Genomic DNA, 26445 nt, shown 5'->3' on the forward strand with positions numbered 1-26445 from the left:
CGGCGGCCTCGATGGCGGCGGCGACCGCGCCCAGGGCGGCCGACCGGGCGGCAGCACCGCCGGTCAGCCAGCCGGGCTGGGCCGCACGGGCCCGCTCGACGGCATCCGCCGCGGCGAAGGCACCGGGGGCCGGAATCGACACGAGCACATCGGAAGGGTCGGCGGGATTGCGGGAGGTGAGGGTAGGTGCAGCGGCGGTCACAGGAGGAATCCTCCGGGGAAGGGGTCGTCCGGGTCGAGGAAGTACTGGGCGGTGCCGGTGATCCAGGCGCGGCCGGTGACGGTCGGTACCACGGCGGGCAGCCCGCCGACCTCCGTCTCGGCGACCAGTCGGCCGGTGAAGCGGGTCCCGATGAAGGACTCGTTGACGAAGTCACGGTCCAGGGGCAATGCACCGCGGGCATGCAGCTGTGCCATCCGCGCCGAGGTGCCGGTGCCGCAGGGCGAGCGGTCGAACCAGCCCGGGTGAATCGCCATCGCGTGCCGCGAGTGGTCGGCGTCCGAGCCGGGAGCGGCCAGATAGACATGCTTGACCCCGGCGATCTCCGGGTGCTCGGGGTGCACGGGCCGGTCCGGCGACGCGTTGATCGCGTCCATGACGGCGAGCCCGGCGGCCAGCAGGTCGTCCTTGCGGGCGCGGTCGAACGGCAGTCCCAGCGCGTCGAGTTCGACGAAGGCGTAGAAGTTGCCGCCGAAGGCGAGATCGTAGGTGACCGTCCCGTACCCCGGGACGTCCACCTTGCGGTCCAGGCCGGCACAGAACGCGGGCACATTGGTGAGCGTGACCGACTTCGCCGCACCGTCCTGGACGTGTACGTCGACGGTGACCAGGCCGGCCGGGGTATCAAGCCGCACCTGGGTCACCGGCTCGCTCACCGGCACCATGCCCGTCTCGACGAGGACGGTGGCGACCCCGATGGTGCCATGCCCGCACATCGGCAGCAGCCCGGAGACCTCGATGTAGAGGACGCCGTAGTCGGCGTCGGCGCGGGTCGGCGGCTGGAGGATGGCGCCGCTCATGGCGGAGTGTCCGCGCGGCTCGTACATCAGGAGCGTCCGGATGTGGTCGAGATGCTCGATGAAGTGGAGCCTGCGCTCGGCCATGGTGGCGCCGGGGATCACACCGACGCCACCTGTGATCACGCGCGTGGGCATGCCCTCGGTGTGCGAATCGACGGCGTGGAAGATATGGCGCGTACGCACGATGAGTCCTTTCGCAGCAGCGCGGGGGTGGTCAGCGGTGACCGTCGGCGACGGCCTTCTCGGTGGCGGCCCGGACTCCGGCCTCGATCTCCCCCGTGAGAGGGAAGCGCGGCGGGCGGGTGGGGCCGCCACGGCGGCCGACGATGTCCATGGACAGCTTGATCGACTGGACGAACTCGGTCTTCGAATCCCAGCGCAGCAGCGAGTGCAGGGACTTGTAGAGCGGCAGGGCGGTGGCCAGGTCACCGGCGACGGCGGCGTGGTACAGCTCGGCGCAGGTGGCGGGGAAGGCGTTGGGGTATCCGGCGATCCAGCCGACCGCACCGGCCACGGCGAGTTCGAGCAGGACGTCGTCCGCGCCGATCAACAGGTCGAGTTCCGGGGCGAGTTCGGCGATCTCGTAGGCGCGCCGTACGTCGCCGGTGAATTCCTTGACGGCGACGATGCTGCCATCCTGGTGCAGCCGGGCCAGCAGCCCGGGCGTCAGGTCCACCTTGGTGTCGATGGGGTTGTTGTACGCGACGACCGGCACCCCCGCCTTGGCGGCCTCGGCGTAGTGGGCGATGACGGCCTGCTCGTCGGCCCGGTAGGTGTTCGGGGGCAGCAGGAGGACCGAGCCGCAGCCCGCTTCGCCCGCCTGCTCCGCCCAGCGCCGGGCCTCGGCACTGCCGTAGGCGGCGACTCCGGGCATGACCCGCGCGCCGTCGCCCGCCGCTTCGACCGCGGTGCGCACCACGCGGGCCCGCTCCTCGTCGGTGAGGGTCTGGTACTCGCCGAGCGAGCCGTTCGGGACGACGCCGTCGCAGCCGTTGTCGATCAGCCAGCGGACATGCTCGGCGTACGCTTCGTGGTCGACGGACAGATCGTCGTGCAGGGGCAGCGTGGTGGCGACCATGATTCCGCGCCAGGGACGGGTGGTGTTCCAGGTGGTGGCGGTCATGCCGGTGAACCCTTCGATAGTGTGTGACATTTTACTGATGGATGCGGCGCCCACAAGGGCGGACCGCGGGTCAGTCGTCGACGCCCGGTGGGGGTCCCCCCTGCTCCTTCAGAGCTCGGGGGAGGCATCGGGCCGGATCCCGGTGGGTTCGTCGAGCGAAGCGAGTGCCGAGAGCGGCACGGGCACGGCGAACGGACGGCGTTCGGCGGGTGGTTCCACGGCCGCTTCGCCTGCCGCCAGGCACGCTACGGCCGCCCCGCACATCCGCCCCTGGCACCAGCCCATACCGGCCCTGGTGAGGAGTTTGACGGTGTGCGCGTCGCGGGCCCCGAGGTCGGTGACGGCTTCGCGGATGCTTTTGGCGGTCACTTCCTCGCAGCGGCACACGTCGGTGTCGTCGGTCAGCCAGCCCGTCCAGCCCGCTGCCGGGGCATGGCTGAGGGCCATCGCCTCGGCGAAGGCGCGCATCCGGTCCCGACGGCGTTGCAGCTCACGAACGCGCCCCTCGTGAACGGGGTGCCCGTACAGTCTGGCGGCTGCCGCGAGCCCGGCCAGTTCCCCTTCCGAGCGGGCGAGCTGCGCGCCACCGATACCCCCGGTCTCCCCCGCCGCCCACAGGCCGCGCACCGAGGTTTCCTGAAGGCCGTCCAGGGCCAGGGCGGAGGTCCCGCCGGCCACGGGGCGGGTGGCGCAGCCGAGTGTGGTGGCCAGTTCGATCTGCGGGGCAAGGCCGTGCCCCACCGCGAGCGCGTCACACTCGATCCGCCGGCCCGTCCCCCGTACGGGCCGCCAGTCGCGGTCGAGCCGGGTGACGGTGACGGCCTCCACCCGGTCGGTGCCGTGCACCTCGGTGACCGCGCTGCGGGTGCGCAGCCGTACCCGGTGCCGCAGCAGCGCGGCACCATGGACCGCCGCCTCGACAAGTTTCTGCGGGTTGGCCGCGAGCGCGCGGGGGTGACGGGCGTATCCCAGATAGCCGGACGCCTCGATGACGGCCGGGACCTGTGCGCCGGCGGTGGCGAGCGAGGAGGCGACCGCGAGCAGCAGGGGCCCGCTGCCCGCCACCACCACGCGCTTACCGGGCAGCACCAGACCGGACTTGAGCATGGCCTGCGCTCCCCCGGCGCCCACGACACCCGGCACGGCCCAGCCGGGAAAGGGCAGTTGGCGTTCGTACGCGCCGGTCGCGAGCAGGACCGTACGGGCCCGCACCCGCACCGACCGCTCCGCGGTGCCGTCGGCCCCGGTGACGGCATGCACCGCCCATGGGCCACCGTCCTCCTTTGTGACCGCCCAGACATGGTGTCCGGCGAGATGGCTGACGTCGCTCTCCTCCAGGCGCCGGCGCAGCTCCGCGAAGGCCCGCCAGTCATGGTGCAGGGCCTCGGGCCGCGCCGCGCCGATGGCCCGCGCAGGATGCCGGTAGAACTGCCCACCGGTCTGGGGCGAGGCGTCCAGCAGGACCACGGACAGGCCGAGTCCGGCCGCCGTGACGGCGCCCGCGAGACCGGCGGAGCCCGCTCCGATCACCGCGAGGTCGTACGGGTCAGACGCTGAGGCGGGCATGGCCGTGTCCCTCCTGGGTGGTGATCGCGTCGCCGGGGCGGGCGGGCACCAGACATGCCCTGCGGTTGGGCTCTCCGTTGATGGTGGCGAGACAGTCGTAGCACTGCCCGATGCCGCAGAAGGCACCCCTCGGGCGGCCGGTGTTGCGCGTGGTGCGCCAGGCGAGGATGCCTGCAGACCACAGGGCTGCGGCGACGGACTGCCCGGGCAGGGCGGTAACCGGACGGCCGTCCATAGTGATCTCGAAGGACGAGCCGGGGTTCGCCCCTACCAGTTCGGCGGGGGTACGGGCCACTGCGGGCCTCCTCTCTTGGTGGACGGATCAGACGGCAGCTTCGAAGCGGGCGGGGCTGAACGGGCTCATGTCCAGGGGAGGTTCACCCTCGCTCAAGGCCCGCGCGATGAGCAGCCCGGTGGCTGGTGCGAGCCCGACCCCCGCGCCTTCGTGACCGCAGGCGTGCAGCAGGCCGGGCACCCGTGGATCGGGGCCGATGGCCGGTAGATGGTCGGGCAGGTACGGACGGAACCCGGCATATGTCCGGATCGCCCGGACCCCGGCCAGGAACGGGAACAGTGCGGTGGCCTGGGCCGCCAGGCGGCGCAGCACCTCGGTCGACAGCGTACGGTCGAAGCCGACCCGTTCCCGGCTGGCACCGATCAGGACCGGGCCCGCCGCGGTGCCCTCGACCACGGCCGAGGTCTGGAGCGCCGCCGAGCCGCTGGCGACGTCGGCAACATAGTCGGCCGCGTACACCTTGTGCCGCACCACACGCGGCAGCGGTTCCGTGACGAGAACGAAGCCGCGGCGCGGCAGCACAGGAAGCTCGACGCCGGCGAGCCGGGCGACCTCGCCGCCCCAGGTGCCGGCCGCATTGACCACGTACGAGGCATGCACCTCGCCGGCCACCGTACGCACCCCGCGTACCGATCCGTCCGCCGTGGTCAGCAGGCCGGTGACCTCCTCCCCGAGCCTGAGGCGCACCCGGTCACCGCCCGCGCGCAGCAGATGCGCGGCGGCCAGGGCCGGCATGACCTGCGCATCCTGGCGGTAGTGGAAGCCGCCTGCCAGGCCGGGAGCCAGATGGGGCTCCAGGTCCTGCAACCGGTCCGCCGGGATTTCCTCCGCCCGCACGCCAGCCCCCTCCTGTCCGGCCGCGAAGTCGCGCAGGGCGCGCATCCCGGCCTCACCGGAGGCGACGACGAGGCCGCCCTTGGGTTCGTACTCGATCTGTGGCGGGAGCAGTTCGGCCAGCTCCCGCCACAACTCGGTGGACAGCAGCGCGAGATCGAGCTCGGGTCCGGGCTCTTTGTCGGAGACCAGGAGGTTCCCCTCGCCGGCGCCCGTGGTGCCGCCCGCGACGGGGCCGCGGTCGATCACGGTGACGGAGAGGCCGGCTCGGGCTGCGTAGTAGGCGCAGGCCGCGCCGACCACGCCCGCACCGACGACGATGACGTCCGAAGTGTTTCTCGTGGGCACGGCAGTAATATTTCACATTGCACTGACGGTTGCCAAGGGTTTCGCGGGATCCCAGGTGACTACCTCATCCGCGGGGGCGGCAACCTCGGACACGAGTGAGTAACGGACTTCTCGACGCCTTGTCAGTGCAATTTCACATTACTATGTTACCGGTCACATTCCAGCGCTCCCTCTGGCTGGCCGACTGTTCTCGGAGTGACCACTGATGAAAAAGCGCACCCTTATCGCCGTCGCCACCGCCCTGGCGGCGACCACCGCACTCGGCGCGGCCGGCTGTTCCGGCTCCAAGGGCCAAGGATCCGGCGGCAAGAACCCGGCGACCGCCAACCAAGGCGCCGCAGTGGGCGGCACTCCGCAGAAGGGCGGCACCCTCACGGTCCTGTCCAATCAGGACTTCAGCCACCTCGACCCGGCCCGCAACTGGGTCATGAGCGACATGGATTTCGGGACCCGGCTGCTCTACCGCACCCTCGTGACCTACAAGGCGGCTCCCGGCACGGCGGGCGGTGAGCTGGTCCCGGACCTGGCAACCGACCTCGGCACACCGTCCAACAGCGCCAAGACCTGGACCTTCCACCTCAAGAAGGGAATCAAGTACGAGGACGGGACGCCGGTCACCGCGCAGGACATCAAGTACAACGTGGAGCGATCCTTCTCCCCCGACCTGCCGGGCGGCTCCGACTACGCGGCCCGCTACCTCGCCGGCGCCGAGGGCTACCAGGGGCCGGCCCAGGGCAAGCACCTCGACTCCATCAAGACACCCGACGACCACACCATCGTCTTCGAACTCCGCAAGCCCTTCGCGGAGTTCCCCAACGCCACGGTGATGCCGAACTTCGCCCCGACGCCCAAGGAACAGGACAAGGGGCCGCAGTACGACAACCGTCCCTTCTCCTCCGGCCCGTACAAGATCGAGTCGTACGAGCGCGGTAAGAAGCTGGTGCTGGTGCGCAACACCCACTGGGCCGCCTCGACCGACGCGGTGCGCAAGGCGTACCCGGACAAGCTGGTGGTGGTGATGGGGCTGAAGGCCAACCAGATCGACGACCGGCTGATCGCCAGCCAGGGCCCGGACGCCTCTGCCGTCTCCTGGGGGGCACTGCGGCCGGAGAGCGCGGCCAAGGTGCTGCCGAACGCGGAGGTGAAGAAGCGGCTGATCGCCGAGTCCACCAACTGCACGGACATGGTCCAAATGCACACCGGCAAGACCCCGTTCAATGAGGTGAAGGTCCGTCAGGCCGTGCAGTACGCGCTCGACAAGGACTCGGTGCTCACCGCCTCCGGCGGGCCCGCGTTCAATGACCTGTCCACCGCCTACATGCCCGCCACCCTCTTCGACGGCAAGCAGCCCGACACCCTGAAGATCCCCGCGACCGGTGACGTCGAGAAGGCGAAGCGGCTGCTGAAGGAGGCGGGCAAGCCGGACGGGTTCGAGACAAAGATGACCGTCTCGACGGGGGACAAGGGGCGGGCCGAGGCGATCCAGCAGTCGCTGGGCAAGGCCGGGATCAAGGTCACCATCGAGACCGTCGACCCGTCCGCGTTCTACGCGACGATCGGCGACACCAAGAACCGTACCGACATGGTGTACACGGGCTGGTGTCCCGATTACCCGTCGGGATCCACCTTCCTCCCCTTCGTCTTCGACGGCCGCTTCATCAAGGAGAAGGGCAACTCCGGCAACCACTCGCTCTTCCGCGACAAGCCGACCATGAAGCGGATGGATGACATCGCCGCCATGACCGATGCCAAGCAGGCCAACGCCGCCTGGCGGAAGCTGGACGGCGAGATCCTCGCCAAGTCGCCGGCCGTCCCGGTCCTGGTCCGCCGTTGGCCACTGGTCCTCGGCACCAACATCGCGGGCGCCTACGGCCAGACCTCCTTCGGCGGCCAGCTCGACTACGCCACGGTCGGCCTCAAGGCCCCCTCCAAGAGCCAGGGCTGAGGGACCGTCAAATCATGACCACCGCAACCGCACCAGCGGAGGTTCCCGCGGGCAGCGGCCCCTGGCAGCTGGCCCGCGCGGAGCTGCGCCGCCGCACCTCCGTCAAGGTCTCCCTCTTCATCGTCGCGCTCTTCGTCCTCATGGCCGCCGGCGCCCCGCTGCTCAGCGGGCTCGGCGGCTGGTCTCCCGATGACTTCGACAAGGCCGCCGTCGATCCCTACCTGGGCGGAATGCCGATCGGTCCGCTCGGCGGGATCTCTGCCGACCACTGGCTGGGCGTCGAACCGGTCACCGGCCGCGACCTGTTCGCCCGTGTCGTGCAGGGCGCCCAGGTCTCCCTGCTGATCGCCTTCACCGCGACCGCGATCGTCGTGGTCGCGGGCACGGCGGCCGGGATCGCGGCCGGCTACTTCGGCGGCCGCACCGACGCGGTCCTCAGCCGCCTCATGGACCTGACCATGTCCTTCCCCTCCCTCATCTTCATGATCGCGATGATGTCGGTGGCCAAGGACGTCAACCGGATCGTTCTGATGACCGCCGTCATCGGCCTGTTCGGCTGGCCCGGCATCGCCCGTGTGGTCCGCGGCCAGACGCTCTCGCTCAAGCACCGCGAGTACGTCGACGCCGCGCGGGTGGGCGGATCGGGGCCCTGGCGGATCCTGACCCGCGACATCCTCCCGGGCGTCGCCGGGCCCGTCATCGCGTACACCACCCTGATCATCCCGGGCATGATCGCCACCGAGGCGGCCCTGAGCTACCTGGGCGTCGGCGTCCGCCCGCCCACCCCCTCCTGGGGCCAGATGATCGCCGAGAGCGTCGCCTTCTACGACACGGATCCCATGTACTTCGTCATCCCGAGCATCTGCCTCTTCCTGACCGTGCTCGCGTTCACCCTCCTCGGCGACGCGCTGCGGGACATCCTCGACCCGAGGGGAAGCCGCACATGATCCGCTATCTCAGCCGCCGGCTGATCGGCGTGATCGGCGTACTGGTCGCGATCGCCGCCGTCACCTTCACCATCTTCTACGTCCTGCCCTCCGACCCGGCCGCCGCGGCCTGCGGCAAGTCGTGCAGCGCCGAACGCCTGGAGGCGATCCGCGCGCACATGGGCCTCGACCAGCCGCTCTGGCAGCAGTTCTGGGACTTCCTCAGCGGCATCTTCACCGGCCGCACTCTGGGCAGCGGCCAGTACACGCTGCACTGCGGCTTCCCGTGCCTGGGCTACTCGTACGAGAACAGCGAGTCCGTCTGGGACCTGCTGATGGACCGGCTTCCGGTCTCCGCCTCGCTCGCGTGCGGCGCGGCGGTGCTGTGGCTGCTGCTCGGCCTGTCCGCCGGGGTCACCGCGGCCTTGCGCAAGGACACCCTCGTCGACCGGGTCCTGATGGTGGGCGCGGTCGGCGCCGCCTCGCTGCCGGTGTACTTCACCTCGATGATGCTGATCTACGGGCTGATCCGGGTCGCGGGGCTGCTCCCCTATCCGCAGTACGTGGCCTTCGGCACCGATCCTCTGCACTGGGCGAGCAATCTGCTGCTGCCGTGGCTGGCGCTCGCCATCCTGTACGCGGCCATGTACGCGCGCCAGAGCCGGAGCTCGATGATCGAGACGATGGCGGAGCCGTTCATCCGCACCGCCCGCGCCAAGGGCCTGCCGCGCCGCACGGTCGTCGTCAAGCACGGGCTGCGGGCCGGTATGACCCCGATCCTGACCCTCTTCGGCATGGACCTGGGCGGGCTGCTCGCGGGTGCCGTCATCACCGAGTCCATCTTCGGGCTGCCGGGCATCGGGCGGCTCTTCCACGGCGCGCTGTCGACCGGCGACCAGCCGGTCATCCTCGGCGTGACGCTGCTCGCCGCCACCTTCATCGTCGTCGCCAACCTGGCCGTCGACCTGCTGTACGCCGTCGTCGACCCGAGGGTGAGGTTTTGATGACTGATCCTCAGATTCTGCTCTCCGTACGGGACTTGAGTGTCACGTTCGCAACGAAGCGGGGGCCGGTGCGGGCGGTGGACTCGCTCAGCTTCGACGTCCACCGGGGCCACACCCTCGGCATCGTCGGCGAGTCGGGCTCCGGCAAGTCGGTGACCTCGATGGCCGTGCTCGGACTGCACACCGGCGCCGAGGTCACCGGTTCGATCAGCCTCGACGGGCAGGAGCTGGTGGGGATCCCGGAGCGGGAGTTCAACCGCCTGCGCGGCCGCCGGATGGCGATGATCTTCCAGGACCCGCTCTCCAGCCTGCACCCGTACTACACGGTCGGCGAGCAGATCGCCGAACACCACCGGGTCCACTTCAACTCCCGCCGCTCGGTGGCCCGCAAACGGGCCGTGGAGATGCTCGCCGAGGTCGGTATCCCCGAGCCCGAGCGCCGCGCCGGAGAGTATCCGCACCATTTCTCCGGCGGCATGCGGCAGCGCGTGATGATCGCGATGGCGCTCGCCTGCGAGCCCGAGCTGCTCATCGCGGACGAGCCGACCACCGCCCTCGACGTCACCGTCCAGGCCCAGATCCTGGAGCTGATCGCCCGGCTGCAGGAGGAGCGCGGGCTCGCCGTCGTCATGATCACCCACGATCTGGGAGTGGTGGCTCGGGTCGCCCACGAGGTCCTGGTGATGTACGGCGGGCGCGCCGCCGAACAGGCCCCGGTGGACACCCTGTTCGCCTCCCCTGCCCACCCCTACACCAGGGGCCTGCTCGACTCGCTCCCTCGTCTCGACGACGCCGACGACGTACCGCTGCGGGCGATCCCCGGCAGCCCGCCGTCCCTGCTGACCCCCGCCCCCGGCTGCGCGTTCGCGCCCCGCTGTGCCCGGGCGGCCGGCGCCTCCCCGAGCGACCGGCTGCGCTGCGAGACCGAACGGCCCCTGCTCTCCGGACCGGCCGGCCATCCGGCCGCCTGCCACTTCCCCGCATACGAAGGCGTCGCCTCATGACCAGTACAGCTCAGCCACTCCTCAGCGTGCGGGAGGTGACGATGGCCTTCCCGGGAAGGCGTCGCGGTACGGCTCCGGTGCGGGCCGTGGACGGCATCAGCTTCGATGTGGCGCCCGGGGAGACGCTGGGCCTGGTCGGGGAGTCCGGCTGCGGCAAGTCCACCACCGGCCGCATGATCATACGGCTCCTCGAACCCACCACCGGCTCGATCACCTTCGACGGCCGCGACATCAGCCATCTCTCCCAGCGTGAGCTCAAACCCCTGCGGCGTGAGCTCCAGATGGTCTTCCAGGACCCGCACTCCTCCCTCAACCCCCGCCAGACCGTGGCCAGGATCATCTCCGATCCCCTTCTGGTGCAGGGGAGTTCGGCGGCGGATGCGCGCAAGCGCGCGGCCGAGCTGATGGACCTGGTCGGACTCATCCCCGAGCACATCGACCGCTATCCGCACGAGTTCTCCGGCGGCCAGGCCCAGCGCATCGGCATCGCCCGCTCGCTCGCCACCAACCCCCGGCTGGTCGTCGCCGATGAACCCGTCTCCGCCCTCGATGTCTCCGTACAGGCCCAGATCGTCAACCTCATGGAGCATCTCCAGCAGGAGCTGGGGCTCGCCTACCTCTTCATCGCCCACGACCTCTCGGTGGTGAAGCGGGTCTGCGAGCGCGTGGCCGTCATGTACCTCGGCCGGATCGTCGAAATCGGCGACAAGGAACGGGTGTACACCTCCCCCGCCCACCCCTACACCCGCGCACTGCTCTCCGCCGTGCCCCTGCCCGACCCCGCAGCCGAACGGGCCCGCGAGCGCATCACGCTCCTCGGCGACCCGCCCAGCCCGGCGGCACCCCCGCCCGGCTGCACCTTCCACCCGCGCTGCCCCAAAGCCCGCGCCGTCTGCCGGACCGAGGCACCGCTGCTGCGGATCGCGACAGCGGGAGAGCGGCGGGAGGTCGCCTGCCACTTCCCCGAGGCGGCCTGAAAGCGGTTGTGCCCCGGATCCACACAAGGGAATCCGGGGCACAACTTCCGTTCTTTCGCTACGACTTGGTGACGCGTACCGTCTCTCCGTAGCCGTCGGCGCTCAGCACGTCGATCCGTACACCGGCCGCGGAGTCGGTGAAGGACTCACCGGCCCAGTACGGGGCATCGTCCAGCGGGCGGCACCCGCTTGCCGGAGTGGCGCCGGGTTTGGCGTCCATGACCTGGATCGGTCCGTAGCCGGTCCGCACGGACGTATCGACCTTGTAGACCAGCGCGCCGGTCGAACAGGCCGCGGTGTCCGCCTGGACCGACCGGCGGGATTCGACGACGTATGCGGTCGTCGGTCCGGTAGGCACCACGGCTATTTTGGTGCCACTGCCGTACTCGACCGCGGTGAGATACACCGTGCTGCTGCCCGCCGAGGCTTGGCAGTGGACCTGGCTGTCATCGGTCCAGCCGAGCTTCCACGACTCCCAGCCGAAATACTGCGGCGCCTTCCCGCCGACCAGACCCATCACATCCCAGCCTCCGACGAACCGGTGGCCATCGCTGCCCGTGTCAAAGGCGTAGAGGTCCGGCAGTCCGAAGGTGTGGGCGGTCTCATGGCCGACCAGTTTCGGACCCCAGTGCCACATGTCCTGGCCGAAGGTCACCGCCCACTTGATCCTGGTGCCGTCGGCGACGACACCCGCCGTGCCCGGGTCGTACACGTACGTGGGGGTGAAGGAGATCGCCGGCGCGTTCCTCGTCGCGACGACGTACACCATGTCGTACTGCGAGAAGTCCACCTGCGGATCGGCGGCCGTCACGGCATCCCTGAGGTATGCCTCGTGTGCCTCGTGGCCGAGACCGCGTGCGAAGCCGTAGTCGGTGGAGTTGTGCGGCATCCGTACCCAGCGCTGCTGCTGGGTGATGGCGAGCCACGCCTTGCCGTGCGAGGCGTTCCACACCCAGTCCGCGCCGGGCGTGAGCTGCGCGGCGTCGTCGGCCGGGGACTCGGTGGCCGGCGCGTCCGGGAAGTCCACAAAGATCATGCCGACCTTGATGGTGCCGGCGGGGCGCTGGAAGACGGAGTAGTCGGTGTCGTGGCCTTCGTCCGTCCAACCGGTGGTGCCGCGCAGGGCGCAGGATGATGGGTCGGCTGCGGCCGCCTTGGCGGACGGCGTGCCGAGGAGCAGCAGGAGCATGGCGGCGAGCAGTGCAGGCAGGAGCACCTTGTGCGCCGGCGTCAGGGGGTGGGGCAGTCTCACCGGATCACTACCTCTCGGTGTATGGCGTGTGACATTTCACATAAGACTGCGGATGCACGGCCCTGTCCGAAAGCTGTCGTAGCTCCATAACATCCACGCCATGGATCTGGAGGTACGGCATCTGCGGGTGGTCTGCGCGATCGCCGAGGCGGGCAGCCTCACTCGTGCCGCCGCCGCCCTGTGCATGACCCAGCCGGGAATCAGCGCCCAACTGCGCCGCATTGAAGCCATGCTGGGTGGAGCGCTGTTCGACCGGAGGCAGGCCGGCGCCGTCCCCACGCCCTTCGGCGAGCTGGTACTGAGCCGGGCCCACGCCATCCTGCCGGGCATCGACGGCCTCCTCGCCGACACCGCCCGGGCCGCCCTCCGAACGACAGCCCCTGACCGGGTCCGCATCGGGTCGGTCGGCGCCCCCTTGCTCGGCCATCTCCTCCTGGCCGTAAAGGAATTGCTGCCGCACTCCGAGGTGACCTCACGCTGTCACTATTCTCCCGCCACTCTGCTCGACGACCTTGCGGCGGGCCGCCTGGAAGCGACGGTGCTCGGCGACCATCCCGCCCAGGAGCTACCGCCGCGTGAGGGCGTGGCGCTCAACCCGATCGTCACCGAGCCCGTCTTCGCCCTCCTGCCGACGGCCCACCCGCTGGCGGCGCAGGAGGAGGTCTCTCTGGCCCAACTCATGGACGAGGACTGGGCAGTTCCCCGCCCCGACAGCGACCGCACTCGCGAATACTGGTCGTCCGTCTGCGCTCAGGTGGATCGCCGCCCGTTCACCCCGTACGAGGCCGAGGGGCGGCAGTTGATCGAGATCATACGGGCCGGTCTGGCCGTCAGCCTCTGCCAGGCCACCTTCATCGAGGTACCGGGCGTCGCTGTCCGTCCCCTGGCCGGAAATCCTCTGTGGTACCGGCATGTTCTGGCCTGGCACCGCGACGGCCCGCTCGCCGCACACGGTGCCGCAATCCACCGCAGAGTCGCCGACGGCTATCTGGAGACGTGCGCCGCCAGCCCTGTGTACGCACGCTGGCGGGAACGGCATCCGCATGCGGCCAGGTTGGCGGAGGCCAGAGGCTGAGCGGTGACGGTGCCGGGGTAGGGGAATCCGCCCTCATGGCGTGTGGCCGCGGCTCTCAACAGCTTCAGCTTGTTGATCGCCCGCTCGGCAGTGTTGCGCGGCGGCAGCTGCGCCGACGTGTTCGCCGACTTCTTCGTCGAGCCGGTCGACGAGGAGCATCGCCACATCGTCGGCAAGGTAGCCCTGGGTGTGTCGGATCAACCCCTGGTGCAGCTGTTCCAGGAACTCCTGCGGGGTGCGGGCGTGCACCGCTTCCATGGCCTCGGGAAGGGCGAAGAAGGCGTTGTCACGATCGCGGGCTTCGATCACTCCGTCGGTATGCAGCAGCAGACGGTCTCCGGGGGCGAACGGATAGCTCTCCGCCGTGCCGGGAGAACCGATGATGAAGTCCTCCAGGCCGAGGGGCGGCAGCAGGGAGGTGGGCATCAGCGGCTGAACCTTGCCCTGGCGCAGCACCAGCGGAGGCGGATGGCCACGGTTGACCACCTCGACCACGGGTCGGTCCGGCACCTGCACCACGATCGCGGTGACGAAACCCTCCAACCGGGTTTCCTGGTCGACCGCACCGGGCACGGCGCACTCCCGTCGCAGTGCAGCCACGCAGTGGTTCATCACCTCCCCCAGCTCATCCTCGTAGTGCACGGCCTCCCGGAACGCGCCCAGCACAGCCGCGGCCGAGCGCACAGCGGGCAGCCCCTTGCCCCGGACGTCCCCCACGATCATCCGGACCCCGTAGCGGGTCTGGACGGCCTCGTACAGATCGCCGCCGATCTGCGCCCCCCTCTCGGCCGCGAGGTACAAGCTCGCCGCCCGCACCGGTCCCAGCCGGGCGGGCACAGGTCTCAGCAGGACCTCTTGTGCCGCCGCAGCGATCCGGCGGACCTGGTTGAGCTCGCCCTCCCTGCGCGTACGCACGGCGCTACTCGTCGTGACACTGGCCAAGGACACCAGGAAGAGAGCCAGCAGGTTGGTGTAGACCTGCTGGCCGCCCCACGCATGGTTGTAGGTGGCGGTGGTCACGCTGACCGCCAGAGCGACAGCCGCTGCCGAGAGGGTGCCTTTGGGGCCCATCGTCACCGCGGCAAGCGCCGGCGTCGCGGTGAGGAGCGGGCCGGTATACAGGAAGTGTGCAGGTGAGAGCTCGATACCCACCACGAGCAGGGCGATCGCGAACGGCACACACTGCCCGAGCGTGAACAGACCCCGGCTATAGACGCCTGTTCCTGGTCGAGGAGGTGAGCGGAAGAGCGACCGCATGGGTACAGCCTGCCTCGTTGAAGCGCACTGTTCCACTCATCGCTCGTCCTGGCCTCCCACGCCTGCGGTGACCCCTGACCGGGACCGGGCATCAGGCGGCGCAACCAACGGCGAGGCACAGGGTGCCGTCAGGTGGCGTGCCATCCGGACCAGCGGGTCACCGCGATTTCCACCACGGGCCCTTCCGGCGGGCGGTCGGCGTACTGCTGCCGGTACTTCCGCGTCAGCAGGCTTACATAGCGCGCGGACGCCGCCGACCCCTCGGCCGGTGGCAGCACGGCGGCCGTGCCGTCCGCGCGCGCCCACCACAGGCGGTCCCAGTCCTCGTCGTAGCCGTCGGCCAGGAGGCAGACCTCGGGGTGGGCTCGGATGTTGGCCAGCCGCTTCAGCCGGGCCGACCGCTTCGGCTTGTGGTCCACGGCGAAGACCACGGTGTCACCGGTGAGCGCGAAGACCGCGGGGACCAGGTGCGGGCGGCCGGCGGCGTCGATGGTCGCGAGGCGAGCGATCCGGGCCCGGGTGAAGCACTCCCGGGCCCGGCCGCTCGTCATCCTCGGCACGGTGGCACCCGACGGCTCACCGGAAGCGTTCCGCGGCATCGGCGAACCGGTCCAGATACGACAGCGTCTCGGCCTCCGGCTTCGTCGGCAGGTAGAACAGCAGCCGCTCCACATCGAGCCGGGTGTACTGCTCGATGATCTCGGGCTTGTTCGCCACCCCGTAGACGGTCACCGGCACGTCCCGGCCCGCGATGCTCCGCAGCCGGTCGATCTGCGGCCCCAGCTGTTCGGGCGGCAGGCTGATGGCCAGCCAGGCGTCGCCGAGATCGGCCACCCGGTGGAAGGCCGCCTCGCCGCCGCCCACGAAGAGGGGCGGGTGGGGGCGCTGGACCGGCTTCGGCCAGCAGTAGACGGGGTCGAAGTCGACGAACTCCCCGTGGAACTCGGCCTTGTCCTTCGTCCACAACTCGCGCATGGCCCGCAGCCGCTCGTCCACGAGACGGCCCCGGGTGCGCGGATCGGTGCCGTGGTTCTCCATCTCCTCCCTGTTCCAGCCGATACCGACCCCGAAGACGGCCCGTCCGCCGGAGACAAGGTCCAGGGAGGCCACCTCCTTGGCCGTGAGGATCGGGTCCCGCTGTGCCACCAGAGCGATGCCGGTGCCCAGCAGGATCCGTTCGGTCACCGCGGCGGCCGCGCTGAGCGCGACGAACGGGTCGAGGGTGCGGTAGTAGATCTCCGGCAGCTCGCCGCCACCCGGGTACGGCGAGCGGCGGTCCACCGGAATGTGGGTGTGCTCGGCGATGAACAAGGAGTCGAGCCCTCGCTCCTCGATGGCGCGCCCGAGCGCGGTGGGCGCGATGCCCTGGTCGGTGATGAAGGTTGCTACACCGAACTTCACAGCGGCTCCCTCGGCTTCCAGGCTCTCGGGTTCGTGGGCTTTGCGGGGTTCGTGAGTTCGTGAGTCCGCGGCCAAAGGCCAGGTACCCCGATCGGCCCCGGCGCAACAATCCGTGCGGCCGACCGGGCGACCACCGAGCAGGGCGTACGGGGCGGAGGTGCCCGGGGCGATGCCACGGCGGGCTGTCCCGGCAGGACCGCGCGTGACGGGAGCGGCACTCGGCGCATACGTCAAGAGCACCATAAACAGTCGCGAAACCACTCACCGGGGCGTAACGCGCGCCCGAGATGCGGTCAAGGAACCGAAGCCCAGGTCAGTCCCGGGGCGCGGGATTTCCCTGATGAGCCATCAGAAAAGTTCGGCGTCGACTCGGCGCACGACCCCTTGCCAAGCCAGATCGTACGTGTTCGGATTATCTCCATCGGGCGGCCCCCCACCGTCACGAATCCGCTGCTCAACCCCTGTACGGCGGGGCGAGTCCGCCCTGCCCCCCGCTCCCCCATTCCCTTCGATCGACGCGTCCTGAGCGTGGCCGCCGCATGCCCGCGGCCGGCGCGAAGGCCGTGCTCGGTACCCGTAAGCGAGCCCTGGGAGGAACCCCGTGTTCGATCTCTCGTCCGTCGATCTGCTCGACGCGTTCACCCGCGAGCTGCGGCTGTGCAAGGTGCGCAGCGGCGAGCATGTCGTCGTGCTCTCGGAGCCCGGCAGCCGCGGCGACTACGTGGCGGCGGCCTTCGGTGCGGCGAAGGCGTGCGGTGCGCATGTCATCTCCGCGACCGTGCCGGGCGGCAGCCCCGCACCGATGCCGAGCACCCACACCGGTGCGGGCCCGGGTCTGGTCTCCGTCCTCAACGACAGCACCGCACAGGACCTGCTGAAGTCCGCTGACCTGGTCGTCGATCTGACCCGCGAGGGCTTCATCCATGCGCCGGTCCAGCAGGAGATCCTGCGCGCCGGAACCCGCATCATCTTCGTCTGCGACGCCCCCGACGTACTCATCCGCAATCTGCCCGCGGAGGGCGACAAGGCCGAGGTGCAGGAAGGTGTCGACCTGCTGAAGCGGTCGTCCGTCATGCGGGTCACCTCGGACGCCGGCACCAACCTGACCGTACAGCTCGCGGGCGCCAAGCCGGAGTTCCAGTGCGGATTCGCCGACGATCCGGGCCGCTGGGACCACTGGCCGAGCACGATGGTGCTGTGCTGGCCGGAGATCTCCGACGGGCAGCTCGTGCTGGCCGAGGGCGACATCCTGCTGCCCTTCAAGGAGTACGTCCGCGACCCCGTCACGCTGCAGATCGTCGGCGGACATATCGAGAAGGTCTCCGGCGGCGCCGAGGCCGAGATGCTGTCCATGTTCTTCGAGGACGCGCAGGACCAGTGGGCGCGCAGCCTCTCCCACATGGGCTGGGGCCTGATGCGCACGGCCGACTGGTTCGCCACCGCGATGTACGGCAAGGACGATCTGATGGGCATGGACGCCCGCGCCTTCGCCGGGAACTTCCTCTGGTCGACCGGCCCCCACCCGGTGCTGGGCCGCGAGTCGTACGCCCATCTCGACATCGCCATGCGCGGCTGCACCGTCTCGGTCGATGGCACCGAGGTGGTCACCGACGGGCAGCTCACCGACCGCTGAGCCCGCCACCTCGCGCACGAATCACCCGTACACGCCCGTGAGTTGGAGGAAGAGTGGCGTCCAGTCAGTCGTACGAAGTCACCGTCGTCGGGGGAGGTCTCGGCGGGCTGACCGCCGCGCTGGCACTGCGGCAGCGCGGTCTGCGGGTCACCGTCCTGGAGCAGGCGTCGCAGCTCGGCGAGGTCGGCGCGGGCATCCAGACCGCGCCGAACGCCAGCCGGATCCTGATGGGCCTCGGGCTGCGCCGGCAGATGGAGGCCATCCACACGGAGCCGCTCGACCAGGTGCGGCGCCGCTGGAAGGACGGCAGCATCGTCGGCCTGACCTCGCTGGGGCAGCGCTGCAAGGACGAGTTCAACGCCCCTTACTGGCACTACCACCGCGCCGACCTGCACCGCATCCTGCTGGACGCGTGCCTCGACCCCGCGGGGCCGGGCCCCGTCGTGGAGGTGCACACCGCGAGCACGGTCGTCGAGCTGGACCGCACCGACCCGGAACGTCCCGTGGCGGTCACCGAGGACGGGCGGCGCTACGCCGGTGACGCGCTCATCGGCGCCGACGGCATCCGTTCGCAGGTACGCGATCTGATGGGCGCCCCCGACACACTGCTGTTCTCCGGCGAGATGGCCTACCGGGCGCTGATCCCGGGCGATCTGATCGCGGCCGACCCGGCGACGCGCTGGCTCGTGGACCGCTACCAGAGCACCATCTGGTACGGGCCCGACCGGCACCTCGTCCACTACATGATCCGCGGCGGCGAGTACCTCAACATCGTGGCCTGCGTACCGTGCACGGACGAGGTCCGCGAGAAGTGGGCCGTCCCCGCGACGGCGCAGGATCTCATCGACGCCTTCCCCGGCTGGGACGACCGTGTGCCGGCGATGCTGTCCAAGGCGAAGGAGGATGTCTCCGTCTTCGCGCTCTACCACCGGCGCCGCGACCCGGTGTGGATGGACGGCCGCACAGCCCTCCTCGGCGACGCCTGCCACGCGATGCTGCCCTACCAGGCGCAGGGCGCCTCGCAGGCCATGGAGGACGCCGCGGTGCTCGCCGAGGAGCTCGGCGCGGTCACGGCCGACGGCATCGAAGGGGCGCTGCGCCGCTATGTCGACCGGCGCGCCAAGCACGCCGGGATGGTCCAGGACGCGTCGCTGCAGAACAAGACCTTCTACCACCTGCCCGACGGCCCCGAGCAGCGGGCCAGGGACGAGAAGCTCAAGACCTTCGACGGCGAGTCGGACCTCTCGTACGACTGGCTGTGGGGTGGCACCCCGCTCAACGATCCCGATCTCGGCGCGTTCTCCTACCAGTTCGCCCGCTGAGACCTCCCCTCCCGCAACACCGTGGAGCGAACGTGAAAACAGGCGATCAGATCGTTCAGGAACTCCCCTGGAGATGGTCCGTCCAGGGAAAGATCTTCATCATCGGTGGCCTCGGCTACCTCTTCGACGCCTATGACATCGCCCTGAACGGCTTCCTCATGCCGCTGCTGGGCGCACACTTCGACCTCTCGCTCGGCGGGCGCGGCCTCGTGGCCACCGCCAACCTCGTCGGCATGGCCGTGGGCGCCGTCGCCTGGGGTGCGGTCGCGGACCGGATCGGGCGCAAGAAGGCCTTCAGCGTCACTCTGCTGATCTTCGCCCTGTTCTCGGTGCTCGGCGCGCTCGCCCCGACGTACCCGGTCTTTCTCGCCCTGCGCTTCCTGGCCGGTGTGGGGCTGGGCGGCTGCATCCCCGTCGACTATGCGCTGGTGGGCGAGTTCTCGCCGCGCAAGTACCGGGGCCGGGTGCTGACCGCGCTCGACCTGTGGTGGCCGATCGGCGTGACGCTGTGCGGGCTCGTGTCGACGGCGATGCTGTCCCTCGACGGGAACTGGCGGTGGATGCTCGCGACGATGGTGCTGCCCGCACTACTGCTGTTCTGGGCGCGCCGCGGCATCCCCGAGTCGCCGATCTATCTGACGAAGAAGGGCCGGGAGACCGAGGCCCGGCACGTCATCGACGACCTCGTCGCCCGCACCGGCGCGCCTGTCGAGCCGTACGTCATCCCCGAGCCCGTCGCCGAGACCGGGCCGCGTGGAGTGGCCTCCGCGGCCGAACAGCTGCGCCGGATCTGGAAGTTCAGCCCGCGCATCACCTCCGCGGCCTGGCTGCTGTTCGCCACGGTCATGCTCGTCTACTACGCGGCGCTGAGCTGGCTGCCGTCCATCCTCAAGGAGGAGGGTCTCGGCGAAACGGCCGCCTTCATGAGCACCACCCTGATGAGCGGCGTCGGCATCGTCGGTGTCCTGGTCTCCACCGCGCTCGTCGATACCGTCGGCCGCAAGTGGCTCATCGGGGTCTCGGCGCCGGTCGCGGCGCTCGCGCTGGTGGTGTTCGCGCTGGTGATGAAGGTGCCGACGGGGTCGGCCGTGGCGATCGCCGCGTTCGGCTTCCTGATGCAGCTCACCATCCCCGCCATGTACGCGTACGTCTCCGAGCTGTACCCCACTCCCCTGCGGGCCAGCGGCTTCGGCTGGGCCTCGTCGGTCAGCCGGGTGCTCACCGGCTTCGCTCCGCTGCTGTTCGGCTCGGTGATGTGGCCCGTGCTGGGGCTCCCGGTGACGTTCGCGCTCCTGGGGCTCGCCGTGCTGGTGGCCGTCGTATGGATGGCGGTGGCGGCTCCGGAGACCAAGGGCCGGGCCCTGGACGGCGACGACGAGGAGCTGCGCGTGCCCGCGCCCCGGACGGTGCCGGAGCAGGCAGCCATCTGACGGTCCGGCCGCCCGACGGCACACCACGTACGACAGGAGGAGCATGAAGCCCGCCCCGTTCCGGTATCACCGGGCCCCCGACGTCGACGGAGCCACCCGGCTGCTGGCCGAGCTCGGTGACGACGCCAAGGTCATCGCCGGCGGACAGAGCCTCGTCGCGATGATGAACTTCCGGCTGGCCCGCCCGCGGCATCTCGTCGACATCGCCGGCATCCGGGAACTCGGCCGGCTGCACCGGGACGCCGACGGCGGTCTGCGCATCGGGGCGCTCACCACCCATCACACGGTGGAGACCGACCCGACGGGCGTGCTCGGGACGGGCTTCGCGGTCCTGCGGGACGCCATGGGCTGGATCGGACATCTGCCGATCCGTACGCGCGGCACGGTCGGCGGCAGCATCGCGCACGCCGACGCCACCGCCGAGTGGTGCCTGCTCGCGGTGGTCCTCGGTGCCGAGTTCGTGGCGCGCGGCCCGCGCGGCGAGCGCAGGATCCCGGTCGCGGACTTCTTCCTCGGCTACTACACGACCGCCCTCGCCCCCGACGAACTGCTCATCGAGATCGTCTTCCCGCGTCCCGCTCCGCACGCCGCCCTCACCGAATTCGCCGAGCGGCGCGGTGACTTCGCTCTCGTGGCGGCCGCCGTGGACCTCGACATCGAGGAAGGAACCGTACGCGGCGGCCGGGTGGCGCTCGGCGGGGTGGCGGCCGCGGTGGTGCGGGTGCCGGAGGCGGAGGCCGTCCTGGCCGGCGGCGGCTCCTTCGACGACTGCGCGTCCGCAGCGGCGGCAGCCGTCGAGCCCCCCGCCGACGCGTCCGGCAGCACGCACTACCGCAAGGAACTCGTCCGGACGCTGGTCCGGCGCGCCTGTGAGGAGGCGAAGTCCCGGTGAAGGAAGGGAAGTTGGTGGGCAGGTCGGTCGCGCGCCGCGAGGACCCGCGGCTGCTGTCCGGGCGCGGCCGGTTCGTCGACGACATCGCGCTGCCCGGCATGCTGCACGCCCAGTTCGTGCGCAGCACGGTCGCCCATGGTGAGATCGCCTCGGTCGATCTCTCGGCGGTACGCCATGTCCCCGGCGTCGTGGCGGCGTTCACGGCGGACGACCTGGAGCTGGGCGACATCACCGCCCAGCTGGGGCGGCCCCTCTCGGAGTACGTCCCGACCGCGATGCCCGTCCTGGCCCGGGACAAGGTCCGCTACGTCGGGGAGCCCGTCGCGATCGTGGTGGCCCGGGACGCGTACGCCGCGGAGGACGGCCTGGAGGCGGCCAAGGTCAGCTATACGACGTTGCCGCCGGTCACCTCCGAGGAGGCGGCGCTGGCGCCCGGCGCTCCGCTCGTCCACGACGAGGCCGCCCGCAACACCCTCGTGGACGTCTCCCTCTTCGCGACGGACGGCATCGACGAGATCTTCGCGTCCGCGCCCTGCGTCGTCCACGTCGAGTCCAGGACCGGCCGGCAGAACGCGCTGCCGCTGGAGACCCGCGGCGTCGTGGCGCACTGGGACGACCGCGAGGAACAGCTCGTCGTGCAGACCTGCACCCAAGTCCCGCACCAGGTACGGACGGTGGCATCCCGTAGCCTGCGCCTCGACGAGCGCGCGGTGCGGGTGGTCGTGCCCGACATGGGCGGCGGCTTCGGCCAGAAGTGCGTCGTCGGGCGCGAGGAGATCGCGGCCGCCGCGGCGGCGCTGCGGCTGCGCCGGCCGGTGAAGTGGATCGAGGACCGCAAGGACGCCCTGTCCGCGTCGTTCCTCGCCCGCGAACAGCATTACCAGGTGCGTGCCGCCTTCGGCGCGGACGGCAGGATCCTGGGGCTCGACGCGGATGTGGTGTGCGATATGGGCGCCTACTCCTGCTACCCGTTCACGGCGGGCATCGAGCCGCTGATGGCCTCCGCCGAGATGCCCGGTGTCTACAAGGTGCCCGCCTACCGGGTGCGCGGCCGGGCGATCACCACCAACAAGGCACCCACCGCGCCCTACCGGGGCGTCAGCCGTCCGCAGTACGTGATGGTCGTCGAGCGGCTCTTCGAGCGCGCGGCCCGCGAACTGGGCCTGGACCCGGTCGAGATCCGCCGCCGCAACGTCATCACCGACTTCCCGTACACGGGCGTCAACCACATCACCTACGACCCCGGTTCCTATCTGGAGTCGCTGAATCTGTGCGAGCGGCTCGTCCAGGACGAGGGCTGGTACGAGAAGCAGGCCGCGGCGGCGGCCGAGGGGCGGCACCTCGGCATCGGCTACGCATGCTTCAGCGAGCGCACCGGATACGGCTCCACGGCCTTCGCCCAGCGCAAGATGCAGGTCGTGCCGGGCTTCGACATCTCCGAGGTACGGATGGACACCAGCGGCGCGGTGACCGTCACCACCGGCACGATGAGCCACGGGCAGAGCCACGAGACGACGATGGCGCAGATCGTCGCCGACGAACTCGGCCTGGACATCGCCAAGGTGAGGCTCCACCAGGGCGATACCGACCGCATCACCTACGGGTGGGGGACGTTCGCGAGCCGCTCCATCACCGTAGGTGGCAGCGCGGTGCGCCTGGCCGCGGCGAAGCTCGGCGACAAGCTGCGCGCCATCGCCGCGGCCCGCTGGGGCATCGACGCCGACGAGGTGGAGCTGACGGACGGTGCCGCCCGCCGCCGGGACGACACCTCCGAGGTACTCACCTACGAGGACATCGCCGATATCGCCTACCTCCGGGCGCACCTGCTGCCCAAGGACATCGAACCGGGCCTGGCGGCCACCGCCACCTTCGACGTCTTCACCGACGGCACCTTCTCCAACGCCACCCACGGCGTCGTCGTCGAGCTGCACCAGGGCACCGGACAGGTGGAGATCCTGCGGTACGTATGCGTCGAGGACTGCGGCGTCGCCATCAATCCGCAGGTCGTGGAGGGGCAGTGCCGGGGCGGCATCGCGCAGGGCATCGCGGGTGCGCTGTTCGAGCAGGTGACGTACGACGACATGGGCGAGCCGTCGGCGACCAGCTTCATGGACTACAAGGTGCCCACCGCCCACGAGATCCCCGATGTGCTGATCCACCATCTGGAGACACCCTCCGCGTTCACCGAAACCGGCGCGAAGGGCGCCGGCGAGGGCGGCACCATCGGGGCGCCCGCCGCCGTCCTCAACGCCGTCAACGACGCCCTGCGCCCCACGGGCGTCGAGCTCGACCACACGCCCGTCACTCCCGAGACCGTGCACCGCGCCCTGAACCTGGAGGCCGCATCATGACCGACACCACCGCGCCGGCGCAGCGGGAGGTGCAGCTGATCACCCTCGACGTCAACGGCGAGCAGCACGAGGTGATCACCGAGCCGCGGCGCACCCTCGTCGACGTACTCCGTCACGAGCTGCGGCTGACCGGTACACACGTCGGGTGCGAGCACGGCATCTGCGGCGCCTGCACCGTGCTGGTCGACGACCGGCCCGTACGCGCCTGCCTGATGTTCGCGGCGCAGGCCGAAGGCGCCCGGATCCGTACGGTCGAGTCGCTGTCCGAGGGTGACCAACTCGGGGATCTCCAGCAGGCGTTCAGTACACACCACGGGTTGCAGTGCGGGTTCTGCACGCCCGGCTTCCTGATGCTCGCCGAGGGGTTCCTCGCCGAGCGGCCGGAGGCGACCAAGGAGGAGATCCGGGAGGTCGTCGCCGCCAATCTGTGCCGGTGCACCGGCTACCAGACCATCGTCGAGGCGATCGACGGATGCGCGCAGGCCCGGCGCCGGGCCTGCGCGAGCCGCTGTGACAGCAAGGAGAGTGACGTATGCAGCTGACCAACGCGGTCCCGGTCAAGGCCTCGCCGGACGAGGTCTTCGCGCTGATGAACGATGTCGAACGGGTCGCCTCGTGCATGCCGGGCGCCGCGCTCGACGGGCAGGACGGCGACGTCTGGCATGGCAGGGTGAAGATCAAGGTGGGGCCGATCAGCGCCGCGTACGCGGGCACGGTGCGGTTCCTGGAGGTCGACGCCGAGCGGCGGCGGCTGCGGGTCCACGCCCGCGGGGCCGACACCCACGGCAGCGGGGACGCGGAGGCCGATGTCGCGCTGGAGGTGGTGGCGGCGCCCGAGGGCGCGCTGCTCCAGCTGTCCACGGATCTGGTGATCCGGGGCAAGATCGCCCAGTTCGGCAAGGGTGCGATCGCGGCGGTGTCGGACCGGATTCTGCAGCAGTTCGCGCAGAATCTGGGGAGCCTGCTGGACCAGGACCGGGTCACCGGAGCGCCTGGCCCGCAGGGCGCGGCTGCGGCCCCGTCCCCTGCCCGGCAGCCCGCCGCCTCGCAGCCCGCGCTCGCGCAGGGCGCCGAGCTCGACGGTCTGGCGATGCTGCTCGGCCCCGGGGCCGCCAAGTACGGCCTGGCCGCCGGGGCATTCGCGCTCGGCCTCTTCGAGGGCTGGCTGCTCGGCCGGCTCGGCGCCCAGGCGCGGGAGCTGCGGGCCCTGCGGAGGGCGTCATGAGCGCCGCGCGGTACGGGCAGGAGACGGAACGCACCTACGCGCGGGCGGGCTTCGGCGCTCCCGTGCGCCGTGGCGGCCGGCCCGCGATCGTCGTGGTCGACCTCACGCGCGGCTTCACCGAGGACGGCTTCCCCTCGGGCGCGGACCTGACCGACGTCGTCGGCGCCACGGGCGGGTTGATCGAGGCGGGGCGTCCGGCCGGGGTGCCGGTCGTCTTCACCGCGATCGCCTACACGCCGGCCGAGGCGGCGGGCGACGCCGTCACCTGGCTGCACAAGGCGCAGGGCATGCGGGCCCTGACCGAGGGCAGCGCAGAGGTCGCGATCGATCCGCGGCTGCCGCGCGCGCCCCAGGACCATCTGATCGTGAAGAAGGGCGCCTCCGCGTTCTTCGGCACCTCACTGGCCGCCCTGCTGACCGGCCTCGGCTGCGACACCGTGCTGGTGTGCGGGGCGACGACGAGCGGCTGTGTGCGGGCGACGGCCGTGGACGCCGTGCAGTCCGGGTTCTCGGTGCTGGTACCGCGCGAGTGCGTCGGCGACCGGGCACCGGGCCCGCACGAGGCGAATCTCTTCGACATCCAGGCCAAGTACGGCGATGTGATCGACCTCAAGGACGCCCTCGCATACCTCGGCGGCCTGCCCAGGAGTGCCCCATGACCCCATCGAGCCCGACGCCGGAGGACCCCATGCCCCCCACCCCGCCCGCCCGCTGTCTGTCGCAGTCCGCGCTCGCCGATCTCGCCGACGTACCCGCCACGAGCCGCTGGGTGCGCTCGGCCGGCACGCGCCTGCACATCCTTGACTACGGCGGCCCCGGCGTCCCGCTCATCGTGCTGCCCGGCATCACCAGTCCCGCGATCACGATGGACTTCGTGGCGCGTGAACTGACCGATCTCGTACGTCCGTTGGTCGTCGACATCCGCGGGCGCGGGCTGTCCGACGACGGTGGTTCCTACGGCCTGGAGGAGTACGCCGAGGACACCGAGGCCGTCGTCACCGAGCTCGGACTCGACCGCCCGGTGCTCTTCGGGCACTCCATGGGCGCGCGCATCGCGGCCGTGACCGCCGTCCGGGGCAAGGTCGCGCTGCGGGGCACGGTGCTGGGCGACCCGCCGATGAGCGGACCGGGGCGCGGGCCCTACCCGACAACTCTGGACGCGTTCCTGGGCCAGCTGGCGCAGGCCGTGCGCGGTACGGACGCGGACGAGGTGGCCCGGGCGTGGCCGCGCTGGCCGCGTGCGGAACAGGAACTGCGGGCCCGCTGGCTGGCCAGCTGCGCGCAGGAGGCCGTCGTGGCCACCCACCGCGGCTTCGAGAGCGAGGACTTCTTCGACTGGTGGCCCTCGGTGCCGGGCCCCACGGCACTGCTGTACGGCGCGGACAGTCCCGTCGTCACCGCCGAGGGTGCGGCCGAGGCCGCCGGGCTGCACCAGACGGCCGCGCTCACCGAAATCCCGGACGCCGGCCACATGCTGTTCTGGGACAACCCGCCCGCCGCGCTCGCGGCGCTGCGCGAGGCGCTGCGCCCGATGCTGACCTGACGGCCGCCCGTGGGCCCCCTTC

24 protein-coding genes and 1 pseudogene are annotated in these 26445 nt (G+C 70.7%); 15 read left to right on the top strand and 10 right to left on the bottom strand.

What is annotated here, in order from left to right; genetic code table 11:
* The 6 genes and pseudogenes from DY245_RS23050 to DY245_RS23075 form a co-directional block, all read right to left on the bottom strand.
* A pseudogene (locus DY245_RS23050) lies at nt 1-202 on the bottom strand (aldehyde dehydrogenase family protein); the annotation flags it as partial.
* The gene (locus DY245_RS23055) at nt 199-1203 is read right to left on the bottom strand and encodes a proline racemase family protein (RefSeq protein ID WP_128509141.1); all 1005 of its coding nucleotides are present in this window, start codon (nt 1201-1203) and stop codon (nt 199-201) included. The gene DY245_RS23055 and the pseudogene DY245_RS23050, both read right to left, overlap by 4 nt.
* A gap of 31 nt (nt 1204-1234) precedes the next feature.
* Nucleotides 1235-2143, bottom strand: coding sequence for a dihydrodipicolinate synthase family protein (locus DY245_RS23060; RefSeq protein ID WP_128509142.1), 909 nt, complete (start codon nt 2141-2143; stop codon nt 1235-1237).
* A gap of 108 nt (nt 2144-2251) precedes the next feature.
* On the bottom strand, nt 2252-3709 hold the full coding sequence (locus DY245_RS23065; protein WP_128509143.1) for an FAD/NAD(P)-dependent oxidoreductase: 1458 nt from the start codon (nt 3707-3709) through the stop codon (nt 2252-2254).
* On the bottom strand, nt 3690-4004 hold the full coding sequence (locus tag DY245_RS23070; protein ID WP_128509144.1) for a (2Fe-2S)-binding protein: 315 nt from the start codon (nt 4002-4004) through the stop codon (nt 3690-3692). The genes DY245_RS23065 and DY245_RS23070 overlap by 20 nt, the downstream gene beginning before the upstream one ends.
* A gap of 27 nt (nt 4005-4031) precedes the next feature.
* Nucleotides 4032-5186 carry an NAD(P)/FAD-dependent oxidoreductase gene (locus DY245_RS23075; RefSeq protein ID WP_128509145.1) on the bottom strand — a complete coding sequence of 385 codons (1155 nt, stop codon included), beginning with the start codon at nt 5184-5186 and terminating at the stop codon, nt 4032-4034.
* A gap of 205 nt (nt 5187-5391) precedes the next feature.
* Between DY245_RS23075 and DY245_RS23080 the strand changes: the two genes are divergently transcribed.
* From DY245_RS23080 to DY245_RS23100, 5 genes are read left to right on the top strand one after another with little or no spacing between them, the layout of a single operon-like run.
* Nucleotides 5392-7131 carry an ABC transporter substrate-binding protein gene (locus DY245_RS23080; RefSeq protein WP_128509146.1) on the top strand — a complete coding sequence of 580 codons (1740 nt, stop codon included), beginning with the start codon at nt 5392-5394 and terminating at the stop codon, nt 7129-7131.
* Nucleotides 7132-7145: 14 nt separating this feature from the next.
* Nucleotides 7146-8078: an ABC transporter permease gene (locus DY245_RS23085; protein ID WP_128509147.1), complete on the top strand. Its 933-nt coding sequence runs from the start codon at nt 7146-7148 to the stop codon at nt 8076-8078.
* Nucleotides 8075-9061, top strand: coding sequence for an ABC transporter permease (locus tag DY245_RS23090; RefSeq protein ID WP_128509148.1), 987 nt, complete (start codon nt 8075-8077; stop codon nt 9059-9061). Before DY245_RS23085 ends, DY245_RS23090 begins: the two co-directional genes overlap by 4 nt.
* Nucleotides 9061-10065 (top strand): ABC transporter ATP-binding protein, encoded by a 1005-nt coding sequence (locus DY245_RS23095; protein WP_128509149.1) that lies wholly within the window; start codon nt 9061-9063, stop codon nt 10063-10065. The genes DY245_RS23090 and DY245_RS23095 overlap by 1 nt, the downstream gene beginning before the upstream one ends.
* Nucleotides 10062-11042, top strand: a complete 981-nt coding sequence (locus DY245_RS23100; protein WP_128509150.1) for an ABC transporter ATP-binding protein — start codon at nt 10062-10064, stop codon at nt 11040-11042. The genes DY245_RS23095 and DY245_RS23100 overlap by 4 nt, the downstream gene beginning before the upstream one ends.
* 58 nt (nt 11043-11100) lie before the next feature.
* Here DY245_RS23100 and DY245_RS23105 read toward each other — a convergent pair whose 3' ends face one another.
* On the bottom strand, nt 11101-12231 hold the full coding sequence (locus DY245_RS23105) for a M6 family metalloprotease domain-containing protein (protein ID WP_244943211.1): 1131 nt from the start codon (nt 12229-12231) through the stop codon (nt 11101-11103).
* Nucleotides 12232-12394: 163 nt separating this feature from the next.
* On the opposite strand from DY245_RS23105, the gene DY245_RS23110 reads away from it, so the two are divergent.
* Nucleotides 12395-13369 carry a LysR family transcriptional regulator gene (locus tag DY245_RS23110; RefSeq protein WP_128509151.1) on the top strand — a complete coding sequence of 325 codons (975 nt, stop codon included), beginning with the start codon at nt 12395-12397 and terminating at the stop codon, nt 13367-13369.
* Between the two features lie 33 nt (nt 13370-13402).
* On the opposite strand, the gene DY245_RS23115 is transcribed toward DY245_RS23110, so the two are convergent.
* The 3 genes from DY245_RS23115 to DY245_RS23125 form a co-directional block, all read right to left on the bottom strand.
* The gene (locus tag DY245_RS23115; RefSeq protein ID WP_128509152.1) at nt 13403-14626 is read right to left on the bottom strand and encodes a PP2C family protein-serine/threonine phosphatase; all 1224 of its coding nucleotides are present in this window, start codon (nt 14624-14626) and stop codon (nt 13403-13405) included.
* Between the two features lie 128 nt (nt 14627-14754).
* On the bottom strand, nt 14755-15186 hold the full coding sequence (locus DY245_RS23120) for a TIGR03668 family PPOX class F420-dependent oxidoreductase (protein ID WP_128509153.1): 432 nt from the start codon (nt 15184-15186) through the stop codon (nt 14755-14757).
* Nucleotides 15187-15202: 16 nt separating this feature from the next.
* A complete protein-coding gene (locus tag DY245_RS23125) occupies nt 15203-16027 on the bottom strand; it encodes an LLM class F420-dependent oxidoreductase (RefSeq protein ID WP_128509154.1) in 825 nt (274 codons plus the stop codon).
* Between the two features lie 601 nt (nt 16028-16628).
* On the opposite strand from DY245_RS23125, the gene DY245_RS23130 reads away from it, so the two are divergent.
* From DY245_RS23130 to DY245_RS23170, 9 genes are read left to right on the top strand one after another with little or no spacing between them, the layout of a single operon-like run.
* The gene (locus DY245_RS23130) at nt 16629-17660 is read left to right on the top strand and encodes a 2,5-dihydroxypyridine 5,6-dioxygenase NicX family protein (protein ID WP_128509155.1); all 1032 of its coding nucleotides are present in this window, start codon (nt 16629-16631) and stop codon (nt 17658-17660) included.
* Between the two features lie 53 nt (nt 17661-17713).
* Nucleotides 17714-18982: an FAD-dependent monooxygenase gene (locus DY245_RS23135; protein WP_128509156.1), complete on the top strand. Its 1269-nt coding sequence runs from the start codon at nt 17714-17716 to the stop codon at nt 18980-18982.
* A 32-nt stretch (nt 18983-19014) separates the two neighbouring features.
* Nucleotides 19015-20412 (top strand): MFS transporter, encoded by a 1398-nt coding sequence (locus tag DY245_RS23140; RefSeq protein WP_128509157.1) that lies wholly within the window; start codon nt 19015-19017, stop codon nt 20410-20412.
* Nucleotides 20413-20455: 43 nt separating this feature from the next.
* A complete protein-coding gene (locus tag DY245_RS23145; protein ID WP_128509158.1) occupies nt 20456-21304 on the top strand; it encodes an FAD binding domain-containing protein in 849 nt (282 codons plus the stop codon).
* Nucleotides 21301-23655: a xanthine dehydrogenase family protein molybdopterin-binding subunit gene (locus DY245_RS23150; protein WP_128509159.1), complete on the top strand. Its 2355-nt coding sequence runs from the start codon at nt 21301-21303 to the stop codon at nt 23653-23655. Before DY245_RS23145 ends, DY245_RS23150 begins: the two co-directional genes overlap by 4 nt.
* Complete coding sequence (locus tag DY245_RS23155; RefSeq protein WP_128509160.1) at nt 23652-24197, top strand: (2Fe-2S)-binding protein; 546 nt, start codon at nt 23652-23654, stop codon at nt 24195-24197. The genes DY245_RS23150 and DY245_RS23155 overlap by 4 nt, the downstream gene beginning before the upstream one ends.
* The gene (locus DY245_RS23160; protein WP_128509161.1) at nt 24188-24880 is read left to right on the top strand and encodes an SRPBCC family protein; all 693 of its coding nucleotides are present in this window, start codon (nt 24188-24190) and stop codon (nt 24878-24880) included. Before DY245_RS23155 ends, DY245_RS23160 begins: the two co-directional genes overlap by 10 nt.
* Nucleotides 24877-25539 (top strand): isochorismatase family protein, encoded by a 663-nt coding sequence (locus DY245_RS23165; RefSeq protein ID WP_128509162.1) that lies wholly within the window; start codon nt 24877-24879, stop codon nt 25537-25539. Before DY245_RS23160 ends, DY245_RS23165 begins: the two co-directional genes overlap by 4 nt.
* Nucleotides 25536-26423: an alpha/beta fold hydrolase gene (locus DY245_RS23170; protein WP_425329431.1), complete on the top strand. Its 888-nt coding sequence runs from the start codon at nt 25536-25538 to the stop codon at nt 26421-26423. Before DY245_RS23165 ends, DY245_RS23170 begins: the two co-directional genes overlap by 4 nt.
* The last annotated feature ends 22 nt before the right edge of the window (nt 26424-26445 follow it).

Origin of the sequence: Streptomyces inhibens (genome assembly GCF_003389455.1) — a bacterium.
Lineage (GTDB): Bacteria > Actinomycetota > Actinomycetes > Streptomycetales > Streptomycetaceae > Streptomyces > Streptomyces inhibens.